The organism is Plantactinospora sp. KLBMP9567, assembly GCF_033446045.1.
In the GTDB taxonomy this organism is placed as follows: Bacteria; Actinomycetota; Actinomycetes; order Mycobacteriales; family Micromonosporaceae; genus Plantactinospora.
Genome location: NZ_JAWQRR010000045.1, coordinates 148,954 through 169,762 on the forward strand (window position 1 = coordinate 148,954; position 20,809 = coordinate 169,762).

The 20,809-nt window shown below is 68.1% G+C and carries 14 protein-coding genes and 2 pseudogenes; 4 read left to right on the forward strand and 12 right to left on the reverse strand.

Annotated features, from left to right (window positions below; genetic code table 11):
* Positions 1-165 precede the first annotated feature (165 nt).
* The gene (locus R6Y94_RS34575) at positions 166-966 is read right to left on the reverse strand and encodes a DUF1684 domain-containing protein (protein ID WP_318400555.1); all 801 of its coding nucleotides are present in this window, start codon (positions 964-966) and stop codon (positions 166-168) included.
* 126 nt (positions 967-1,092) lie between these two features.
* Positions 1,093-2,076, reverse strand: coding sequence for an NAD(P)/FAD-dependent oxidoreductase (locus tag R6Y94_RS34580; RefSeq protein ID WP_318400556.1), 984 nt, complete (start codon positions 2,074-2,076; stop codon positions 1,093-1,095).
* Positions 2,077-2,716: 640 nt separating this feature from the next.
* Between R6Y94_RS34580 and R6Y94_RS34585 the strand changes: the two genes are divergently transcribed.
* Both R6Y94_RS34585 and R6Y94_RS34590 read left to right on the forward strand, forming a co-directional pair.
* On the forward strand, positions 2,717-3,361 hold the full coding sequence (locus R6Y94_RS34585; protein WP_318400558.1) for a dihydrofolate reductase family protein: 645 nt from the start codon (positions 2,717-2,719) through the stop codon (positions 3,359-3,361).
* 355 nt (positions 3,362-3,716) lie between these two features.
* Positions 3,717-4,124 (forward strand): four-helix bundle copper-binding protein, encoded by a 408-nt coding sequence (locus R6Y94_RS34590; RefSeq protein ID WP_318400559.1) that lies wholly within the window; start codon positions 3,717-3,719, stop codon positions 4,122-4,124.
* Between the two features lie 536 nt (positions 4,125-4,660).
* On the opposite strand, the gene R6Y94_RS34595 is transcribed toward R6Y94_RS34590, so the two are convergent.
* From R6Y94_RS34595 to R6Y94_RS45425, 6 genes are all read right to left on the reverse strand, one after another.
* Positions 4,661-4,828, reverse strand: a complete 168-nt coding sequence (locus R6Y94_RS34595; protein ID WP_318400561.1) for a hypothetical protein — start codon at positions 4,826-4,828, stop codon at positions 4,661-4,663.
* 4 nt (positions 4,829-4,832) lie between these two features.
* Entirely contained in the window at positions 4,833-5,039 is a 207-nt protein-coding gene (locus tag R6Y94_RS34600) for a hypothetical protein (protein WP_318400563.1), read from the reverse strand.
* A gap of 23 nt (positions 5,040-5,062) precedes the next feature.
* Positions 5,063-5,977, reverse strand: coding sequence for a phosphotransferase (locus R6Y94_RS34605; RefSeq protein WP_318400564.1), 915 nt, complete (start codon positions 5,975-5,977; stop codon positions 5,063-5,065).
* Positions 5,978-6,077: 100 nt separating this feature from the next.
* The gene (locus R6Y94_RS34610; protein ID WP_318400566.1) at positions 6,078-12,401 is read right to left on the reverse strand and encodes an RHS repeat-associated core domain-containing protein; all 6,324 of its coding nucleotides are present in this window, start codon (positions 12,399-12,401) and stop codon (positions 6,078-6,080) included.
* A 130-nt stretch (positions 12,402-12,531) separates the two neighbouring features.
* Positions 12,532-16,122 (reverse strand): LamG-like jellyroll fold domain-containing protein, encoded by a 3,591-nt coding sequence (locus tag R6Y94_RS34615; RefSeq protein WP_318400568.1) that lies wholly within the window; start codon positions 16,120-16,122, stop codon positions 12,532-12,534.
* A 218-nt stretch (positions 16,123-16,340) separates the two neighbouring features.
* The gene (locus tag R6Y94_RS45425; protein ID WP_412102952.1) at positions 16,341-16,769 is read right to left on the reverse strand and encodes a tetratricopeptide repeat protein; all 429 of its coding nucleotides are present in this window, start codon (positions 16,767-16,769) and stop codon (positions 16,341-16,343) included.
* 68 nt (positions 16,770-16,837) lie between these two features.
* On the opposite strand from R6Y94_RS45425, the pseudogene R6Y94_RS34620 reads away from it, so the two are divergent.
* Both R6Y94_RS34620 and R6Y94_RS34625 read left to right on the forward strand, forming a co-directional pair.
* Positions 16,838-17,110, forward strand: a pseudogene (locus tag R6Y94_RS34620) (transposase); the annotation flags it as partial.
* Between the two features lie 531 nt (positions 17,111-17,641).
* Positions 17,642-18,865, forward strand: a complete 1,224-nt coding sequence (locus tag R6Y94_RS34625) for a serine hydrolase domain-containing protein (protein ID WP_318400569.1) — start codon at positions 17,642-17,644, stop codon at positions 18,863-18,865.
* Positions 18,866-19,086: 221 nt separating this feature from the next.
* On the opposite strand, the pseudogene R6Y94_RS34630 reads toward R6Y94_RS34625, so the two are convergent.
* From R6Y94_RS34630 to R6Y94_RS34645, 4 genes and pseudogenes are all read right to left on the reverse strand, one after another.
* A pseudogene (locus tag R6Y94_RS34630) lies at positions 19,087-19,323 on the reverse strand (hypothetical protein); the annotation flags it as partial.
* A 106-nt stretch (positions 19,324-19,429) separates the two neighbouring features.
* Positions 19,430-19,597 (reverse strand): hypothetical protein, encoded by a 168-nt coding sequence (locus R6Y94_RS34635; RefSeq protein WP_318400561.1) that lies wholly within the window; start codon positions 19,595-19,597, stop codon positions 19,430-19,432.
* Between the two features lie 4 nt (positions 19,598-19,601).
* A complete protein-coding gene (locus R6Y94_RS34640; protein ID WP_318400563.1) occupies positions 19,602-19,808 on the reverse strand; it encodes a hypothetical protein in 207 nt (68 codons plus the stop codon).
* Between the two features lie 23 nt (positions 19,809-19,831).
* Positions 19,832-20,746, reverse strand: a complete 915-nt coding sequence (locus R6Y94_RS34645) for a phosphotransferase (RefSeq protein WP_318400564.1) — start codon at positions 20,744-20,746, stop codon at positions 19,832-19,834.
* Positions 20,747-20,809: the final 63 nt, after the last annotated feature.

Here is a 20,809-nt window from a genome sequence, read left to right on the forward strand (position 1 = left end):
CAACCTGTCGGATACGACAATCCGCCCCGGTTCAGCCGCGAGTACCGGCGCCGGTTCGGGGAGCCGCCCAGCGCTGATGCGGCACATGAGACCAATCGAGGTGACCACAGCACGACGGCTGGAGGCTCTCTCACAGCTTGAGCCCACAGCCGATTCGACACCGCATCAGTTCGAGTATTCGTACGGGGTCTTCTCGCCCGCTTCGACAGCGAATGGCAGTCGGTTTTCCGGCGGAGCCACCGGGCAGACGGGCATGTCGTTGAACGCACACGGCAGGTTGAGCGCGCGGTTGAAGTCCAGCATGACGACGCCGTCCTCGTCAGGCTCGGGAACCGAGACCGTGCGACACGCGCCGTAGGTGGTGACCCCACTGGTCGCGTCGGTGAACACGGCGTTCATGCCGTGGTCCCCACTGGTGAGGAGCAGGGTGTACTCGTCCCCGGCGTGGCTGAACCTGACGACACCGGGTATGCGGTATGTGTGACTGTCGGTTCCCAACGAGTCGATCGCGGCAGACGTCTCGGCGTAGGGTTCGAAGCGTGCGTTCAGCAGCCAGCGGGGATCTGGTTCGTAGGTTGGCACTCCGCGGAACTTCGCACGCGCTGGGGCTTGGGGATCGTACGTCACCAGCAGATACTGGCCCCGGTAGGTGACTCCGATCTGGATATCGCCGGCGCTTATCCGGACGTCATCCGGCGTAGCACTCAGATCCAAACCGCGGACCTCGGTGAAGGATTCGTCGCCGTACGACATCGTCTGCCCCTGCGGGTCGACGTAGAGAATGTTGCCTTCCTGCCACCACAGTCCGGGCTGACCGGTGTATTCGCGTGGCGTCGTGTCGACCCAGTTGAGAGATGTGACAGCAAGCCAGCCGTGGGGTTGTGACAGAAACTGTTCCCAGCCGGCCCGCCAGGAGCGCCATTCCTTGACGAACTGGGTCTCGCTGCCGGCAGCATGTGTTGTCATCGGTTTACCTCTCCTCGCTTGCAGGAACGAAATTCTGCGGGACAGTTCGCCAGAGTGGCACGCGGTCGAGGCGCGGTTCGTCGGTCAGCTCGGTGTATCCGGCCGGGCAGCGGTCGCGTTCTGGCGTCAGGTGCGCGCCGCCACGGCCCGGGCGGCGTCCTCGGCGGTCAGGTCGGCATTGATCGCGGCGGCAGCGGTCACACCGGACGCGGCGGACTGCAGAACGCCCGAAGTCACATCGGTCACGTTGCCAGCGACGTACACCCCCGGCACGGCGAGCCCGGTAGGCTCGGCCTGCACCTGCTCACCGATGCCGACCGGGTGTTGTACGACAGTGACGCCCAGCCCGTCGAGCAGCGCGTGCCGAGCGGCGAACCACGGAGCGACCACCACCACACTGCGCGCCACGACTTGCCCCGATGCTAGGCGCACCCCGGTGACATGGTCGTCGGTGACCTCGATGCCCACCACCTCGCCGTCCACGGCGGAGACGCCCCGCGCGGTCAACTGTGCGTGCTGCTCGTTGGTCAGCTCGGGTGCGGTGTGCCGGAACAGGAGCACGTCGTCGCTCCACTGTCGCCACATCAGCGCGTGCGTCGCCGCCAAGGGGCCGGTGCCCAGCACGCCGAGCGGCTGGTCACGTACCTCCCAGCCGAAGCAGTAGGGGCAGTGCACCACGTCGCGGCCCCAGCGTTCGCGCAGTCCGGGGATATCAGGCAATTCGTCGACCAGGCCGGTGGTCACCAGTACCCGGCGTGCCCGGTGGTTCGTACCGTCGGACAGTGTGGCCTGGAATCCGCCGTCCGCCAGCCGTTCCAGCGCGGTGACCTCGGCACTGATGATCGTGCCGTCGTAGCTGCGGACCTCACCCTGGCCGATCCTCAGCAACTCCAGCGGGGACACGCCGTCGCGGGTCAGATACCCGTGCGAATGGGCGGCGGGGGCGTTGCGCGGCTGGCCGGCGTCCACGACGAGCACCGAACGGCGCGACCGGGCCAGCGTAAGCGCTGCGCCCAAACCGGACATGCCTCCCCCAACGACGAGAACGTCAAGATCTACTGCGCCGTCGTATCCCGTGGTTCGGGCTGCGGCGGCAGGGATGTTCGTCATACCCGGAGACTGCGTCAGCCGCCGGGCGTCCGCAAACAGATTTGCGGAAACAGCAAATGCGCTGGTCGAGCTGGCGGGCGCCCCGAGCCCTTGCCAAGGCGGCCTCGGCGCACACGGCGCGTCGGCATCGGTAGGGCCGCCGCTTCCGCCAGCCCGGCGGGCCGGATCTCAACCCTTCCGGGCGCGGCGTCGCCCGGTCGCGCCCCGCGTGCCGAAACATCTCCTCGATGCCGACCCAAGTCCGTGCCGTGGTGGGACTCGCTTTCCTAAGGCCGTCGGCGACAGAGGTGCCGGGCAGAACCTCGTGATCGACACGTCGTGAACATGACCTCGACCTCGCACGAATGGTCCGACGGATACATCCAGCCTTGTTGCGCGAAGGCGCTCGCTGCGGCTGAGCACCCACGCGTCACTGTTGAGCATGGCGAGGCTGGGGACGCTGCCTGCGAGGCCCAGCCACCGTCGGCCACCTCATCGACGAGTACGGATGGTAGGCCGGACGCGCTCGCCGTAGATCAGCCACCCCTTGACCGGCCTCACTCCGTCCGGGATGACCTGAGCCGGCGCCTGCGACCGGTAAGATCGGCGCCATGGTCCGGTCATACTGAACGACCAGGCAAGCGTGAAGGGGCCTGTGACCATGAAACTGACGACCGTCACGAACGTCTCCCTTGACGGAGTGACGCAGGGGCATCGACGAATTGACGCAGGCACACGACGTGAGACCGGCGCGCGGGACGAGGAAGGCAGCGGCGGGTTCCAGCGCTTCGGATGGGCCCCGCCGCTACTCGACGACGAGGCCTCGACGTTCATCAGCCAGACTTTCCAGCGCGCCGACGCGTTCCTGTTCGGCCGGCGGACCTACGAGATCTTCGCCGGTTCCTGGGGAGCAGGTATGGATCCAGGAAACCCCGTCGGAGAGGCATTGAACTCGCGGCCGAAGTATGTCGCCTCAACCTCGCTCACCAACCCGCGATGGGCGAACACGACCGTCCTGTTCGGTGACGTCGCGGCGGCCATCGGGGAACTGCGAGCCGAGCCGGGCGGCGAGTTGCAGGTGTGGGGCAGTGGCACCCTGATCCGCTGGCTGCTCCACCACCGGCTGGTCGACGAGATCGTACTGCTCATCTATCCCGTGGTCGTCGGCCAAGGCACGCGGCTCTTTCCCGCCACCGGCCCGGACACAGGACTGGAGCTGGTCGACCTGCGGTCCACCCCGCATGGGCTAACGATCCAGACCTACCGCACCACGGGTCGCCCGCAGTACGAGACGGGCACGGCCTAATAGTGCCCAGGTTGGTACGAGTTGGTGGCAGAGAGGGCAGAATCCGAGCCAGGTCGCGAGTTGGTATTGCAGTTCGCGGAGTACGGCGTACAGGCTCAGGTGTGCCCTGTTGCTTTGGGTTTGTGAGCCGTGGTTGGGTGAGGAACAGTTGGGCGGCCGCGGCGAGGTGTTGGGTCGGGTCGGGGCGCGCTTTCGTCGTCTCCGGCGGTCCGTTCCCCGACCCGCCTGCTGCGGATCGGCCGACCACGGACGCCCCGTACCGGCCGGGTCTTCCCGCCATGCTGCCCGCGTTCACCCGGCATGTGTCGGGAGTCTCCGGGTAGGGCATGAGGAAGCGCGAGAGAGAGGAACCCTGATGCCGAGCACCACCATGCCGATGTTGGAGACGTACCCGAAGTCGATCAACCTGGACCGGGCGAAGCTGGCGGCGGTGATCGATGCCCTCAACGACTGCGCCCAGGCCTGCACCGCGTGCGCCGACGCCTGCCTAAGCGAGGACATGGTCGCCGAGCTGACCAAGTGCGTCCGGACGAACCTGGACTGCGCCGACATCTGCGCCACCACAGCCCACGTGCTGTCCCGACACACCGGCTACGACGCGAACATCAGCCGTACCCTGCTGGAGGCTTGCGCCACGGCCTGCAAGGCATGCGGGGACGAGTGCGCCCGGCACGCCGACAAGCACGAGCACTGCCGGATTTGCGCCGACGCCTGCTACGCGTGCGAGCGGGCCTGCCGGGACCTGCTGGCCACCATCAGTTGAGAACCAGCGGGCAGCGCCGGCAACCTGGTGCCCGGCACTGCCCGCGTTCGTCACCGCTTTGCCTTGTGTTTGGCCATCTGGGGCTGCTCACCCTTGCCGACCTTGCGCAGCGGGCGTGGCCGGTTCCCCGGGGGTGACCACCCACGGCTCGGCGTTACCGAACTCGTCGACCTGTTCCTGCACGGCGCGTTCGTCCGACCGGAGCCGGCCTGTCCGCCACGGCCACAGGTGTCAGCTACGGTCCGCGGGCGACCGGGACTGCTGTCGGCGTCGCTGGTCGCCCGCCCCGGCAGCAGCCTCGACAACCCGGCCAACACGGCACGGTCTACCGATTCCAGATCCAGCCGACGCACCTGCCGACGCAGCACCGCTACCTGGTGCCGCCGCACGAGCACCTCGACCTCGTTGGCGTGTCCACCGCGAGCCAACAGGATTATCAACTGCAGTGCCTGACGAAGAACCAGGTAGCCGAACGACAGGATCATGACCGGCAGCGTGCCGCCAGTTATCAATCCCACAGAGGACAAAATCGCCCGTCAGCGCCTACGGCCGAGTTTCCGAACGATACACCGTTCGATGATCCTGACCAACACCAGCGCCTTGAACACCTCGTCCTGCTCGGCAGCGGCAGCGAACCCCAGGGCGTCGTACCCGCGCCCCAACGCGTCCAGCAGATGCCCGGCACGTACGGACGTGATCGGCAACGAGTCACCCCCCGTTGACCGGACTGTCCGGCAGACGCAGAACCAACTCCTGCTGCGCCACCGCCAGCCGCTGCCCCGCTACCGCCTTGACCAGCTCCACGCCCGCGTCCGTGTGCGCGGACCCGATAAGCTCGATCTCCCGCGACCCCCGGCGCTGGGAATGCACGATCTGCGCCATCCGCGCCCCGGACGCCGTCTCCACCCTCCGCACGTACCACAATCTGCGCGCTGAGGCTACGCATTAGCCCGGCGGAGGCGTTCAGCTGCCTGCGCCCGCAACGCATCGCCGCCCGCCGAAGTACCACCACACAATGCCATCTCCCGCGCGTTGTACGCAGCCATCCACAAGCTGGCCGCCCATGCCATCTCCAGTTCCACGGCCGTGAACAAGCGCCGTCGAATGTCTTGATAAGCCACCAGGAACGCCTCGGAACTTTCGATCGGCGCCAGCATGGGCGGCCCGGAACTGGCGAACGACCCGCTCGCCGCTCCCACCAGCGCCGCCTCCGGCTGCCACGCCAGACTGTCCCAGTCATGCACCGCCCACACCCGCCAACCCTGCCACCGCAGGTTCTGCGCCTCGAAGTCGGCATGGCCGAGCACGCACGGCAAGCCAGCAGCCAGCAACCGCTCCCTAGCCCGCTCAGCCGTCTGAACAATGTGCTCGGACACCACACTCTGATCCCGGCTGTCGAGAAAGTCGATCGCCGGCCACACCCCAGAATCGGTGTGATCCCAGCGCACCCAGGGCGGATTCGGCAGCGGCGGCGCGACCGACACACCGGCAAGCTCGGCCATCAGCCCGGCGAACACCACCGCGCAGCGCCGAGCAATGTCCGGCGACTCCCCGCGCAACACCTCGCCGCCAGGCCGGAATTCCTCGGCGTGCACGGCCAGTGCACCAACACCGATCACCGGCGTGAGCGGCCGGGCACACGGGAACCCGCGCTCGGCCAGCCAGGCCTGCGCCACCACACACGACGAGGCCCGGCCGTCATCGGCACGCGCCTTGACCACGACGTCCCTGCCACCGACCAACCGCAGACCAAACACCATCGAGACCTGTCGCGACCGGAACAGCACGCCAACAGGCTCGCCGCCCAGATGGTCAAGACACCAAGCCGGCAACCAGTCCGGCAGCTCACCCAACCGCACACCCAGGACTGTGCCACAGACACCGAACGCACCTACTCTCGCAAACCGGAAACACGCAGGTCACAGCCTCAAGCCGACCCAGAACCCGCGCCCGTCAATCCCAGTCCACGAGATCATCGGTCCTCCGCCATACGTTCCATTTCTCGAGCGGTCCGTCAACCATCTCCTCGCCAAGCCAGCCACCGATACCGGCACCTACAGATCCGAAGAGCGGGGAACAAACCACCGCCCCCTTACCGCAGAGGCTTCCAGCGGCAGCCCCGAGCGTCGCACCCAGCGTGGAAGCACCTGCTACCACGAGGCCCTTGCCGACCGCAGTCGCCAAATCATCGCCCTCGAGCAAATTCATGGCCGTCTCAAGTGCGCCGCCGGCGACAATTGTCACCCGGGCAAACGTCTTCGTGATCGGACTTCTGCCCACCTTAGAAATTATCCGCAGGCCTTTCTCGTTCTTCACCATTCTCAGAAGGAAGGATGCAAGGCTACGCACCCCCTTCGTCGCCCCGTTCCGCATCGCCCGGCCGGCTGCCGAAACCAGCTTGCCAAAGCTGACCGCATAATCGGCCAGCGTCCCGACAAATTCGAGCGCCTCGGCTATCCTCCCAGCAGCCTTCCCGATCCCTTTTTCCTCGACCCACTTCGCAAGCTGGTCCCTCGCACTGGTGGCAGTCTTCTTAATGCTCCGCTTCTCGTTGACCACCCATTTGCCATTGCTCTTCTTCACCACCCGCTCGCCGGTCTTGCGGTAGTGTTCCGCGTCGCCTTGCCCAGTGTTGGTAATGAGGGGGCGCAACCCGTCGGCGTCACTGAGGGTAACAGGACTGTTAGTGGCATACGAGTAAGCGTTCCACTGCTGAGGGTCGGCGAGATCGTGCACCGGGTCGGCGCTTAGGAACATTCCGATGGCGGGGTCGTATTCGCGGGCACCGAGATGGGTCAGTCCGGTGGGATCCCGGTCGCCACTCACAAAGCCCTTCGGGTTGGGCCAGTTTGTCGCCGCCCCGCGCGGCTCGCCGTAGGGGGTCTGCCGGCGACGGATCACGGTTTGGTCGCCGGCCACGACGGCGATCTGCTGGGTGCCCTGATGATCGTCGACAAGCCAGGTGATGCCCCTACCAGGCATGCGCATCGCGGCCATCTGCCCGCCGTACGTGTAGTAACGGGCGACGGTCGTCGTGCCGCCACTCGTGTGGCGGATCTCCATTCCGGGCAGGTAGAGGGTGGCGCCGGCCGGATCCCGGGCGATGAGCCGGTCACCGTCCGCGTCGTAGAGGTAGCTGTGCTGGTCGGTACCCGCGTGCACCGTGGCCAGTCTTCCCTCGCTGTCCCAGTCCAGATCCTGGCTGCCGGCCCCGCCCGGACATGCGTTGGTGGCGACCCCGATCATCGGCCGGCAGGTGGCGTTGCCACTGGCGTCGAAGGCCAAGGTCCGGATCCCGTTACCGGCGCCGGTCGTGACCACCTGGGTGAGCCCGTGCGGCCGGTCTCCGCCAGGCGCCGGATAGCTGTAGGTGGAAACAGTGTCGGTGGCACCGTGCCGGGTCTCGGTAATCCGATTTCCGGTGGACCGGCCGACCGGGTCGAAGGTCCAGGAGTGCCAATAGGGGGCGGGGCCACCGAGCCCGATCACGGTCGGCGTGGGAACGCAGTCGCCGCTGTCCGGCGTCCACGCGTTGGTGAGCCGCCGCTGGTAGTCGTACTCGAAGCATTGGGTGTCGGTGGTATTCCCGGCCGGTGTGTCGGCGATCTTCGTGATGTTGCCGACGTCGTCGTAGTAGTGGTGCAGGTCGGCAACCCATTGCGGGTTGAGCTGGCGGAGCGTCGAGGCAGTGCGCAGCCGCCGGGTCGTGTCGTCGTACGCGAAGGAGCGCTGCAGCCAGCTCTGGGCGGTCTGTTGGAACTGGATGAGGCCGAGCTCTCCGAATGCGGTCCAGCCGGTGTCGGTCACGTAGTGGCCGGCCCCGGGCCAGTTGGTGCGGAGTTGCTCGGGCAGGCCGGTGACCGGATCGTAGGTGTGGGTGAGTTGCTCGCCGCCGAGTCCGCCGGCACTCGGGTAGGTGGTGGTGGCGAGGCTGGTGCCGTCGGCCTTGTATGTCTGGGTGAAGCTGTAGGTGCCCGCGAGTCCGGTCTCGGTGGCGGGGATGATGTAGTCCTCGCCGGTCGGCTGGTACAGGGCGGTGTAGCCCCGCACCCGCACCTGGTATTCGGTAGTACCGGAGTTGGTCCATCTGCTGGACGAGGCGAGCCGCCCGTTGGCTCCGCTCGGGTCGTAGGCCCAGCTGGCCAGCTTGTTCGCCGGGTTGATCGAGGTCCGGTAGCGGCCGGTCTGCCGGCCGAGTTGGTCGTACTCGTGAACGAGTTTCCTACCCTCGGCGTCTGTGACGGTGACCAGGTCGCCGTAATCGTTGTAGGTGGACGTGGTTTCACCCTTGTCCGGGTCGTCGACTCTGATCTGCCGGCCACGGGTGTCGTAGCCGTAGGTCCACCGGTTGCCGGCCGGGTCGATGGCAGCTACGAGTTGGTTCCTGCGATCGTGGATGAACCGGGTGGTGTCGTAACTTCCGCCCACCGATCCGCCCGCGTGCTGGCGCACCTCGACGGTGTTGCCGCGGGCGTCGGTGATCGTCGTGGTGGGAGTGCCGCCGGCCGGTGGTGTGACGTAGGTGCGGTCGCCGCCGTGCCCGGTCCGGGTACGCCAGCGTGCGGTGCCGCCGCTGGTGACGACTTCCTCGGTGATCCGGCCGGCCCGGTCGTAGTGGTTGACGGTCTGGTTGTTCGCCTGCCATTGCGCGATCGTGACCAGGGTGGTGCCGGGGGTCCGGTTCGGGTCGTGGTGGTTGGCGACGGTGTACGCGATCCGGCCGGCCGCGTCGTAGACGCGTTCGGTAACGACGGTTCCTCCGCCAGAGTCCGCGGCCCTCTGCGTCTGCCGCTCCCGGAGCAGCCCGTCGTAGAGGGTATTCGTGGTCAGGTAGTTGCCCTCCGCGTTCATGGTCTCTGCGGTTACCGCGCTAACCCCACCGCTGTTGCGGATCCGGTAGGCGTACCGGATCGACGGGGAGGCTTCGTTGCTGGCCTTGGGCCGGTTGGGTAGCCACACTGCGGTGAGCTGCCCGAGCCCGTCGTACCGCAGGTCGGTGACCTTGCCGTTCTCGTCAGTGGTACGGGTTGGTACTCCCCGGGCCGGGGAGAGGTCCTCGGTGGTGGTCCAGCCGAGGTGGTTGGTGGTAACGGTCCGGGTGACCGGCCCGCCGGCAGCCGGGGTGTATGCGGTGGTGGTGCGATTCCCGCGCACGTCGGTTGCCGCCACCACCCGGCCGTGAGTGTCATAGCTGGAGGTGGCGGTGGTGAGCCAGGTCGTGCCACCGGCGGTGGTCCAGTCCTTGAGTTCCTCGACCCGGGTCGCGTCGCCCCTTGTCGGGGCGGCGCCGTGGGCGCCACCGTCGTACGCGGTCCGGACGTCGCTGATGACGTCGTCAGGGCTGGTCGGCGTCTGTCCGCAGGCGATGGCGAGGGTCTGCACCCTGGCCGGTAGGGAGAGCAGGTTGGTGGCGGTGTTCCGGGCGTACGTCGTGTCCTCGCACTGCTGGTCGTCGGCGACCGCGACGTCGCCGTGGTCGGTGACGCTAGTGACCATCCCGTATGAGTCGAAGGCGGTGTTCCGCTTCGTGACCCGCCACCCGCGGCCGGCGTCCAGCCGGGTCGCATCCCAGCTCACGCCGGTACCCGTGTAGCGAGCATGCACAGCGGTGTCGCCTATTCGCCGGGTGGCCGTCGGCGCCGACTGCCACGCCTGATCCACTCTGGTCGAGACGATGTCCGAATCGATCCCGTTGTAGACTGTTTCCTGCCGTATCGCACCGGCCAGAGCGTCCTCGTCGGTGACCTCGGGGGCGTCGCCCGGGTCGGTGGTGTCACTGTTGCCGGTGAGATCCACTGCTGGCAGCCTGACCGAGCGGGTGCCGCCGGACGGTGCCGCCTTGTCACCGTGTGTGCCCCGGTAGTAGCGGGTTTCGGTCAGGGTCTCCCGGCCGTCGGTACCCTTTCGGATCCGAACCCGCTGATAGCCGCGGTAGTCGGCCCAGGTCCGGAACCTGTCCTGGGTCAGGCCGTCGTCGTCGGTGTACCGCCACGCCGCTCCGTCGAGGTATTCGTAGGCGGTGACGACGTCGGTTCCGCCTCCAGTCCAGTCGGACTCCAGGACCCCGGTCACGACGTACTTGTGGAAGTACTCGGTCTCGGTCTTCCTCGTGAAGGTGTCCTCGGACAGCACCGGGAAGCAGCGCAACGTGTTCGTCTGCGGTGACGCCGGCATCGGGCCGCCCTTGGCGCACTGGGGATCGGAGTAGATGGCAGAGATCTTTCCGCCGCTCTCCGTCCAGATCGTGCCCAGCCGCATCCAGTACATCGGTGGTTTGGTGTCGCCGAGGGCGTCGACCCGGTTCGGCCGCTGGACCCAGTCGAAGTTGATCTCGGGGAGGGTCACTGTTCCGCCCACGTGGCCGGCGTGCACGATGCTTTCCAGCCACATCCCGTCCCGGGAGGCGTCTCCGTTCGGGGGGAATGTCTGGGTCAGTGTCCACGAGTCCACGTCCCCGGAAGTCCCGGCGACCCGGGTGGAGATCTTCGCCAGTCGCTTCGTGGACCAGAACGTTGGTGAGACTTTGTCTGCGCAGTCCGGTCCGGCGCACTCCTGGTCCCACGGCACGTCCGGCCAGTGCGCCTCGTCGTGCTCGGAGCAGTCGGACACGCACCGGTCAGCGGTGCTGAATATGACCTGTGCCGTCGGGGTGACCGAGCGGTCGGCGGCGCCCCGGTCCCAGGTGCCGTAGTCGATCCGGGTGAGCGTGGACGACCGGACGTAACTTACCGGTGACGCGGGTTGCAGGTTCGCCCCGTACCTGTTCGTCTCCCGGACGTACCACAGCGACATGGTGTTCCCGTGGGTGTCGACGACGTAGTCCAGGTTCCACCGCCATGCCTGGTCGCAGTGACCGGAGGCGAACGACGAGTTGTAGCACGGTTCCCCGGAATGGTTCCCGTACACCCGCACGTGGTTGGTGGAGTTCGTCACCGAACCGTGGCCCGGCAATGCGTGCCGGCCGAAGAAGTACTGGGTGCCGTCGTCGGTTGTCACCTTCCAGTACTCACCGTCGCCGTCGCCGTTGGACGCGCCGGTCAGCCGCTCGACCCGGGACGCGTCGTCACTCCTCGACCGCCAGGCTCCGGTCGCACTGTCACGGATCAACTCGACCGAGCGACCGCTGAGAGAGAGCACGGCGTTGTCGGTGCCCCAGCACAGGTCCCCGGTCTCGGTCTTGTTCGTCGCCGCGCCGGCCATGTCGCTGGCGCACGGCACATAGCGACGCTCGATGAAGCCCGGGTGGTACTCGAACCCCTCCCCCAGCCACGACGGCTGGTTGTTCGACGCGTCACTGCGCCCGTCGACCACACTCGACGCGTAGGACAGGGTGATATCGGGGGTGAGGCCGGGCGCCGGAGGAACCTCCACCGGGTACGACCAGGTGAAGGTGCCGCTGGAGGGGCTGGCGACCCAGGTCGAGGACGCCAGCAGCGGGGTGGCGGCGTAGTCGCCCGTCTCACCGGACGGCGCGGCCCGCACCGCGATCAACACACCCGCGCCACCGCCCCGGGCAGCGGCGTGCCGCGCCGCCGGTAGGTCGACGTCGGCGGAGACCCGACGTGCCCCGGCGTCGTTGCGGGACGGCAGGGCGGTGCCCAGGCACTCCGGCCGGCCGGGGGTGGTCAGGGCGCACGCGGGCAGAGCCACGAGCCGCAGCCGGGTTGACCAGTCCGACCCGAACACGCCGGCAAACCCGGAATAGTCGACTGTCACGTTCACTCGGCCGCCCGCCGACGCCGCGTCCGCACGGGCGACCCGGAGCACGATTCCGTCCCGCCAGGCAGCCGGCACGACGGACCGGTCCAAGACCTCCACCCGGGCCCGGTCGACCCGAGACCTCACGGACGAGGTCGCTGGCCCGTCCGCCCCGCTGACCGGCGCCACGGTCAGCGGCGGCCCGATCGAAACCGGCAGCGATCCCGCCCGGCTGCCCGAGGCGGCACTCGCGTCGCCCCGGGCGGCGGCCCGACCGTCGACAACGCCCGCGCTCGCCTCGGCGACCCCGGCCGCGGGCCAGGCGGCCGAGGTGACCGGCCGCTCCGCCGCACCCTGGGACAGGTCGGCCGGTCTCGGCCGTGCCGGCACCGGCGCGGATCGCACCGGGCGCGGCTGGGTCACCGACAGGCGCGGTCCCGCCTCGGGGCCGGCCCCCGCCGGGGCCGGGATTCCGGCCGGCAGTGTGACCGCCAGGACCACGGCCATGCTGTACGCCACACCGGTAGCGCCACGGCGCCGCACCCGGAACCCCCGACCACGAACCAGACGATCGAACATCACCAAACCTCCGAGAGGGAGCGGGCGGACCAGAACCTGGCGCAGGGCCGGCAGTGGCAACGCAGAAGCGGACGTCCCGACGGAAAGAAGTCGAGTTGGTAGAGGGAGGGACGCGCGAGTTGCGCGTTCGCTACGACCGGTGCAACGCGGTGATTTCCCGCTCGGACATCGCCCCGGCGAACAGCCGTAGCTGGTCGACGGTGCCGTACAGGTGTCCTGAGAAGCCGTCGCTGGAGCCGACGTACAGCGGCCCAGGGTCAGCGGCGCCACCCGAACCGGTGCCCGTGCCGGCTTGCCGGACCCCGTCGAGGTACAACCGCGCCGTGCCGGTGACAGCGTCGAAGACACCGACCAGATGCACCCATTCGTTGGGCGTGGCTGGTGCGTCGGACCAGGAGAGAGCCCAGCGCGTCCCGCCGGTACCGTTCGGTGACGCGACACCGAACTGCCACTTGCCGGACGGCAGGACGTACAACCGCATCGCCGAGTAGGCGGAGAGGCCGTTCTGCCTGAGCAGGATCTGCTCTCCACCGGAGAGGCCGGCCAGGCGGACCCAGGCGGACACGGTGACCGACTGATCGGTCCGGACGATCGGGCCCGAGGCCGCGGCGTACCCCTGGCCGGCCCTGCCGTATCCGTCGGGTTGGGCGTGATTGAGCCACAGCGCGTCGTTGTCGTCGTACGCGTCACCGGTGTATCCGACGGTCTGCGGCTCGGAGCTGGGGTCGGTGCAACCGTGTAGGGCAAGCGTCTGCGACCAGTACGTGGCGCTCATCGACGGAGCGCAGCCGGAGTCGAGGCCGCCGCCGAAGTCCCACGCGGCCACCTCGGTCGGCGCCAGCAGACCGGCCTTCGGCTGAGTGCCGGCGGCGGCGTTCGCATCCGTGCCCCGGATGTCGTCCTCGGTCACCACGCGGTTCCAGACCCGCAGGTCCCGAACCTGCCCGACAAACGGCCCACCCATCGCCCCGTTCCACCTGTCACGACCCACCACGACCGGGCCGGTGGCCTTCCACCCCGAGCCCCGGGCGGAGGCCCAGGCCGCGGGCGCCGTGGTCACCGAGGTGGGATCCAGCGTCCCGTTGACCCACAGCTTGACCCGCTGCTCCGCCTCGTCCCACACGCCAGCGAGGTGCACCCAGGTGTCCGCCGGCAGCGACACTGGCGCCCAGGCGTCGAGGAAGGCCGGGGACGCCGTGTCAGTCGCGGGAATCCGCATCCGCCATCTTCGCTGTGTGCAGTTGTGTGTGAGGGTGAAGCCGCTGACCTGCGCCCCGTCGATCGACACGGCCGTCCGGTTGACCTCGGGCGGACACAGAGCTCCGGACGGGATCCGGACCCAGGCGGCCACGCTGAACGAGCCCGAGGTGTCCAGGCCCGTGCCGGTCGCGGTCGCACTGCCGGACATGCCAGCGGCATCACTGTCGAATATCGGCGTCCGCTCGCCCAGGACCCAGGTGTCGGGAGTCCAGGTGATGTCGGAGTTCTCGATGACGAGGTCCGCGCTGCCGATCTGGTCGCCGAACTGATGGGAGTCGATGCTGTCGAGCGGCCAGTGCGCGCGGGGTGCGGAGGGCGCACCGGTCAGGAAGCGGTGCGCGCCGGTCTCGCTCCGCTTGTTGGCCCGGTCGACGCTGTAGACGTTGAGAACGTTGTAGCCGTACCGGGGCGGGGTCAACGACACCGTGTACGAGGCCCCGGCCGACACGGTCACCGTGATCAGCGGCTCGACCTGCCCCGCCCAGCCGTACACGTACTTGACGACGTCCGCCGCCCCGGCAGTGAAGGTGAACGAGCCGGAGACGCCGGGGCCGCCGTGCGCCAGTCCGTCGCCGGGGTGGGTGCTCGAGGACACGCCAGGCTTGGGCGGTCTGGCCGTGTCCAGAGTGAAGCCGCACCACGGCGTCCACGGCGAGTACGAGCCGACGGCGTCCCGGGTCCGAAGCCGCCACTGGTAGCTCCGACCGTCCGGCCCCGTACCCAGGGCGATCGTTCCGGACTCACCGTAGTGGTTGCCCGGTTTGACCTGGCCAGTCTTGGCGACCACCGATCCCGAGGGGAGTTGCCGGTACTCGAAATAGCCGGTCAGGCTGTCGCCCGCCGCGTCCGCGTCGGCGTAGTACGCCCGCAGCACCGGCGAAGCTGTTCCCACCACACCCCCGCACGACTGGCCCGAGGCCGTCAGGTTAGACGGGACACCCGGCACCGAGTTGTACGTGACCTCTAGCCATGCCCGGTTGGTGTAGAACTTCTTCCACCGGTCCTGCGTCGACTCGTACTCACCCGACTCGTTGCAGGCGCATAACCCGACGGTGTACGTCGACCAGCGGGAATCCGCGGCATGCTGAAGGTCGGCCCGGAGGCTGGAGCCGGTGAACTCCGCGTCAACATCCGGTTGGATCCTGCCGCACCCTCCAGCCTCGTTCGCGTGGCCCTCCCAGGAATCCAGCCAGGCGGCCGGCAACGGCCGCGTCGACCACGCCATACGCTTCCCGCCACCCACCGTGATCGAACCCGTCCGGTACAGATGCACCCACGTAGGGCTGCACGACCACGAGTGATCCAGCTCGATCCTGACCACACCGGACAGGATCCGCTTGCCCCGCAGCTTGGCGACATCGAAGTCATAGAACGAGCGGTAACGCTCGCCGGAACCGCCCTCGGGTTCCGGTTGTCGACCCACCCGCGCCCTGGAAGTCTCGTTGCTCTCGCCGTTACTGCTGGCGTAGGCCCATTTCCGCCTGAGCTTCTCGAACGCGGGGTCAACGAAGACCGGATAGGTCAGGCCCGGATCGGCCATCAGTACGGGATCCGGCGTCACGGTCAATCCTCCGTCGGACACCGCCACCGACACCGGCGCGCTCCGGGACGTCGCCGCCGGCTCCACCGCAGTGGCCGGCTCGCCCAGCGCTCCCGACCCGCCACCCGCCCGCGCAGTGGCGACCGCCGGCACCACCTCGCCACCCCGTGCCGGATCATCGGACGAGTCCCACATCATCGCCGGGGCCGATGTCGCCACCGCACGGCCGGCCGCGTCCACCAGCCGGACCTCGCCGGCGCCGTTCTGCTCCACCCGCATGTCACCGCCGGTCAGATAGCGCAGCGACCGCATCGCCGGGCTCCCCGCCGCCGCCGGAGTGAGGATCTCCACCACCTGGGTGTAACCCTCGGCCGTCGCGGTGACGTGCAGGTCTACGTCATCGAGCACCGACTCGTACGTCGCCGTCGCCCCGTTCAGGCGGGGCGCCGGCAGGGAACCGAGCGGCCAGGACAACGTGAACGTCGCCCCGGCCTCGCGCCAAGTGACCAGCGGGCCGGAACCGCCACCGGAGAACCTCACATCCGCCAAGGTCGCCGCCGGCCCGACCGACCCGTCGCTCCGCTGGACCAGGTCCGTCGAAATCGGCCTCCAGATTCCGCCGGCACCCCTGACCCGCTGCGGCGCCACAGCCGCCTGGAGGATCAGCGCGCCCTCGACAGTCGCCACAATCTGGCTGCGCTCCGTTATGGACGGTCCGACGACGACCTGCCGCTGACAGGAGACAGCGAGCGCCACGGCTTCGGATTCGGACGGCGCGGTGTCCACGCAACCGAGAGTGGACGCCGCCTCGGCCGGAACCCCCGTCACCCCGACTGCCACGAGCCCGGCCGTGGCCAGCGACAACACGGTCAGCGACGCCAGCCAACGCCTCCAGCCGATACCACCCAGAACAGACACCACGCGCTCTCCCTCCGTGATTGGCCGAAACCCGTGAAGTCAGCTGCAGCACGTGGTGCGACAGTGAACCGATGCGGTCCGATTCACGGCGTCGGCTCGGCGGTCCATCCCACCCCCGGCGGCTCGATCCCGACCTGCCGGTGACCGTCACCCCTGTCGTCAGGGCGGGTTCCGCCCTGGCTGGAAGTCACGGTTCCACCCACCCCTTACGTTGACGGCGACTACCGGTGCACCGGCGTTCGCCTGACGGCTGGAGTGAGGGTGCTACGACTGGGTGGGTCGATTTGTTGATGGATTGTTGACGACCAACGGGCGCGGCGGCCGAAGTCCGGACTCCATGGCAGAGCTCCGAGTATTCGGGTATTGGGTTCGGTAGAGGGGCCCTGCATCAGCGCGGCTGTTGGAAGGGGTCGACACACGCTGGCGACGCAGGCGGTCGACGCCGGCCCGGCGACCGCGGAGACGCCGATTTGCCGGAACAGGGTGAGCGCCTGCGAATGGTGCTCGAAGGCCTGTTCAGGCTGGCCGAGGCGGTTGTAAAGGATGCCGAGATGGGCCAGTGCCGGAGCTTCGCCGGAGCGGTGGCCGAAGTGCCGGAATGCAGCACGCGCCTGCCGAAGGTGGTCGACGGCCGGCCCGGGTGGGTCCATCTGCGCCTCGACTATGCCAGGCTTGAGGAGTGTGACGGCTTCCCCGAGCCGGTCGCCGTACTGCACATGCAGGGTCAGTGCCTCCCGAAGGTGATCGGGAGGTCCTCGGCCTGGACATCGCCTCCGACGGGGACGGCGCCTCCTGCCGCCCCTGTGCGAAGCGCCGCTCGCCTGCAGGCTGGCTCGCGTTCCTTCGCTCGCTAACCGCTCGTGGCCTGGACGGGGTCAGACTCGTCATCTCCGATGCCCACCGCGGCCTCGTCGCCGCGATCGGCGCCGCCTTCCCAGGCGCCGGATGGCAACGCTGCCGCACCCACTACCTACGCAACCTGCTCAGCATCGACACCGACCGAACCGACGACACCAACAACCCACCCATGCCCATCGCCGCTTAAGATCAACACCGGAGCTTCTGATGGTCGTCTTCTACACCACGACCATGGACGTGACCCTCGGCACCGGCCGCTAAGGTCGATGCCTGGATTCACCCTGAAGGCAATATCAGTCGATGCGTAACCACCAAACCTGACTCGTTTTCCCTGGTCAGCAATTGTTTGTGATGTCCTGCGTGGCCCGCCGGGGGCGCTCAGAAGATCCCACCCGACTTCGCCGGGCACACGGGCCAGTTGGCCTGCTGCGCCCGGGAGTGTCAAGTTTTGTACGGTCCCGATACTGGATCATCGCGCCCTGCCCGACGGTTTTGCCGGTGTAGTCATGTCGCCGAGGCGCCAGTGGCTTGATGCCAGGAGATCGGCGGGTATCGCGGGCGTATCGAAAAACGCATACGCCACCGCAACAGTCTTCTGGGTTCAGTGCAGCATGGACCACAGCGCATCCACGGGCAGTTTGTCGATCAGGAAAGGGACGTGATCATGGACTCGGATTCGGTACGTGGTATCGGCCGGCGGCGGCTGCTCGGGTGGGGCGGGGTGGCGGCCGCTGGCGTGGCGGCCGGGCCGCTGGTGGGCGCCGGGCTCGGTCGGGCCGACACCGCCCCAACCGACGCCGACATCCCGCCGGCCACCCGTCCCGGCGGCGCCTACGACCGGTACATCGCGAAGCTGGCCGCCGAGGACAAGTTCTCCGGAGTGGTGCTGCTGTCGCGTCGCGGCCGGACGGTGCTGTCGCGCAGCTTCGGCATGGCCGACGAGGAGAAGGGGATCCGTAACCACGAAGGTGTCGCGTTCAACCTCTACGGCGGGCCGTTCGTCAGCCTGTCCATTGTGCAGTTGGCGCAGCAGGGCAAGGTGAAGCTGTGGGACACGGTGGGCACCTACCTGACCGGTTTCGCCACGGAGATCGCTGAGCAGGTGCGCATCCACCACCTGCTCGTCGGTACCTCCGGGTTGTCCTTCCCGGAGCACGACTACCAACGCATCTTCCACAGCAAGGAGGAGCAGCAAGAGTACTACCAGCAGTACACCCGGCAGGCGAAGCTGGTGGCCGCCCCCGGCGCGGGTTCGAACAAACCCGGTTGGGGTTCGGATGTCGTCGTACAGATCGTCGAGGCGGTTACCGGCATGACGTTCTGGGACTACGTGCACGAGCACGTCTTCGCACGCTGCGGCATGACCGGCTCGGCGTACTACACTAGGCCGCAATGGCTGGCCGACGAACACATAGCGCACTCGTACATGAAACAGGCCGACGGCAGCCGGGTGGACGCCGCCCGCAACCTGGACAAGGACAGCCCGAACCCGGGCATGGCGGGCCAGAACAATGCGCGCAACTTCGTCCCAGACGGCGGGTTCATCACCGCACCGGACATGGTCCGGTTCGCGGAAGCGTTGTACGACGGCACCGTGCTCGACCCGCCCTGGGCCGACGTGTACACCTCGGTCAAGGCCCCCAACTTCCGAGGCTCCCCGGGGTTCACCACCTACGGGCCGACAGCCCACATCGTCGAAGGCCAGTGGGAGATCGGGCGCGGCGGCCCCCACCCCGGCAGCTCCACCTACTACAGCATCTACCCGGACACCGGGTGGGTCGGCGTCGTCCTCAGCAACTACGACGACATACCGCTACAGGAGATCACCGGACAGCAGACGCAGGCCATCACCGGGGCTTCACCCGGCGACGGCGGCGGTGGTGGCTGACGCGCGGCCACGGCATAGCCGACCCGAAGAAAGAGGCCCGGGCCGGGAAATCCACCGGCTCGGGCCGGGTGGATTCCGCCGCCGGCAACCAGATCGCCCGACGACCGTCGACTCCGGCAGCGGCATCGGCGATCCTCATGCTCGGCGCCGACCCGGCGAACCATGGCTGATCGCCACGGTGCCCGGCGTCGGCTGCCACATCATGACCGATGGCGATGGGGTCAGGAGGTGGGGCGGAAGCGGCGGAGCCGCAGGCTGTTGGTGACGACGAAGATCGAGCTGAAGGCCATCGCGACGCCTTGATGATGGTCAGGGTACGGCAGGACAACCGGATCGCGGGCGGTGAGGTCGCCACGCACCAGGGTCAGGTCGGACGCCTCGATCGCGACGGTCAGGAAACCCATGACGGTACGGCGGCGCGCGGCCATTCCCACGCCAGCGGCGAGCAACAGCAGGGCGGTCAACGCGATCACGACGATGACGAAGAACCAGGTAGCCGAACGACAGGATCATGACCGGCAGCGTGCCGCCAGTTATCAATCCCACAGAGGACAAAATCGCCCGTCAGCGCCTACGGCCGAGTTTCCGAACGATACACCGTTCGATGATCCTGACCAACACCAGCGCCTTGAACACCTCGTCCTGCTCGGCAGCGGCAGCGAACCCCAGGGCGTCGTACCCGCGCCCCAACGCGTCCAGCAGATGCCCGGCACGTACGGACGTGATCGGCAACGAGTCACCCCCCGTTGACCGGACTGTCCGGCAGACGCAGAACCAACTCCTGCTGCGCCACCGCCAGCCGCTGCCCCGCTACCGCCTTGACCAGCTCCACGCCCGCGTCCGTGTGCGCGGACCCGATAAGCTCGATCTCCCGCGACCCCCGGCGCTGGGAATGCACGATCTGCGCCATCCGCGCCCCGGACGCCGTCTCCACCCTCCGCACGTACCACAATCTGCGCGCTGAGGCTACGCATTAGCCCGGCGGAGGCGTTCAGCTGCCTGCGCCCGCAACGCATCGCCGCCCGCCGAAGTACCACCACACAATGCCATCTCCCGCGCGTTGTACGCAGCCATCCACAAGCTGGCCGCCCATGCCATCTCCAGTTCCACGGCCGTGAACAAGCGCCGTCGAATGTCTTGATAAGCCACCAGGAACGCCTCGGAACTTTCGATCGGCGCCAGCATGGGCGGCCCGGAACTGGCGAACGACCCGCTCGCCGCTCCCACCAGCGCCGCCTCCGGCTGCCACGCCAGACTGTCCCAGTCATGCACCGCCCACACCCGCCAACCCTGCCACCGCAGGTTCTGCGCCTCGAAGTCGGCATGGCCGAGCACGCACGGCAAGCCAGCAGCCAGCAACCGCTCCCTAGCCCGCTCAGCCGTCTGAACAATGTGCTCGGACACCACACTCTGATCCCGGCTGTCGAGAAAGTCGATCGCCGGCCACACCCCAGAATCGGTGTGATCCCAGCGCACCCAGGGCGGATTCGGCAGCGGCGGCGCGACCGACACACCGGCAAGCTCGGCCATCAGCCCGGCGAACACCACCGCGCAGCGCCGAGCAATGTCCGGCGACTCCCCGCGCAACACCTCGCCGCCAGGCCGGAATTCCTCGGCGTGCACGGCCAGTGCACCAACACCGATCACCGGCGTGAGCGGCCGGGCACACGGGAACCCGCGCTCGGCCAGCCAGGCCTGCGCCACCACACACGACGAGGCCCGGCCGTCATCGGCACGCGCCTTGACCACGACGTCCCTGCCACCGACCAACCGCAGACCAAACACCATCGAGACCTGTCGCGACCGGAACAGCACGCCAACAGGCTCGCCGCCCAGATGGTCAAGACACCAAGCCGGCAACCAGTCCGGCAGCTCACCCAACCGCACACCCAGGACTGTGCCACAGACACCGAACGCACCTACTCTCGCAAACCGGAAACACGC

Excerpts from the sequence above, each read along its gene's own strand:
- R6Y94_RS34580 (WP_318400556.1), bottom strand. The coding sequence starts at position 2,076 with ATGACGAACATCCCTGCCGCCGCAGCCCGAACCACGGGATACGACGGC.
- R6Y94_RS34575 (WP_318400555.1), bottom strand. The coding sequence starts at position 966 with ATGACAACACATGCTGCCGGCAGCGAGACCCAGTTCGTCAAGGAATGG.
- R6Y94_RS34625 (WP_318400569.1), top strand. The coding sequence starts at position 17,642 with ATGGACTCGGATTCGGTACGTGGTATCGGCCGGCGGCGGCTGCTCGGG.
- R6Y94_RS45425 (WP_412102952.1), bottom strand. The coding sequence starts at position 16,769 with ATGGACCCACCCGGGCCGGCCGTCGACCACCTTCGGCAGGCGCGTGCT.
- R6Y94_RS34590 (WP_318400559.1), top strand. The coding sequence starts at position 3,717 with ATGCCGAGCACCACCATGCCGATGTTGGAGACGTACCCGAAGTCGATC.
- R6Y94_RS34610 (WP_318400566.1), bottom strand. The coding sequence starts at position 12,401 with ATGTTCGATCGTCTGGTTCGTGGTCGGGGGTTCCGGGTGCGGCGCCGT.
- R6Y94_RS34585 (WP_318400558.1), top strand. The coding sequence starts at position 2,717 with ATGAAACTGACGACCGTCACGAACGTCTCCCTTGACGGAGTGACGCAG.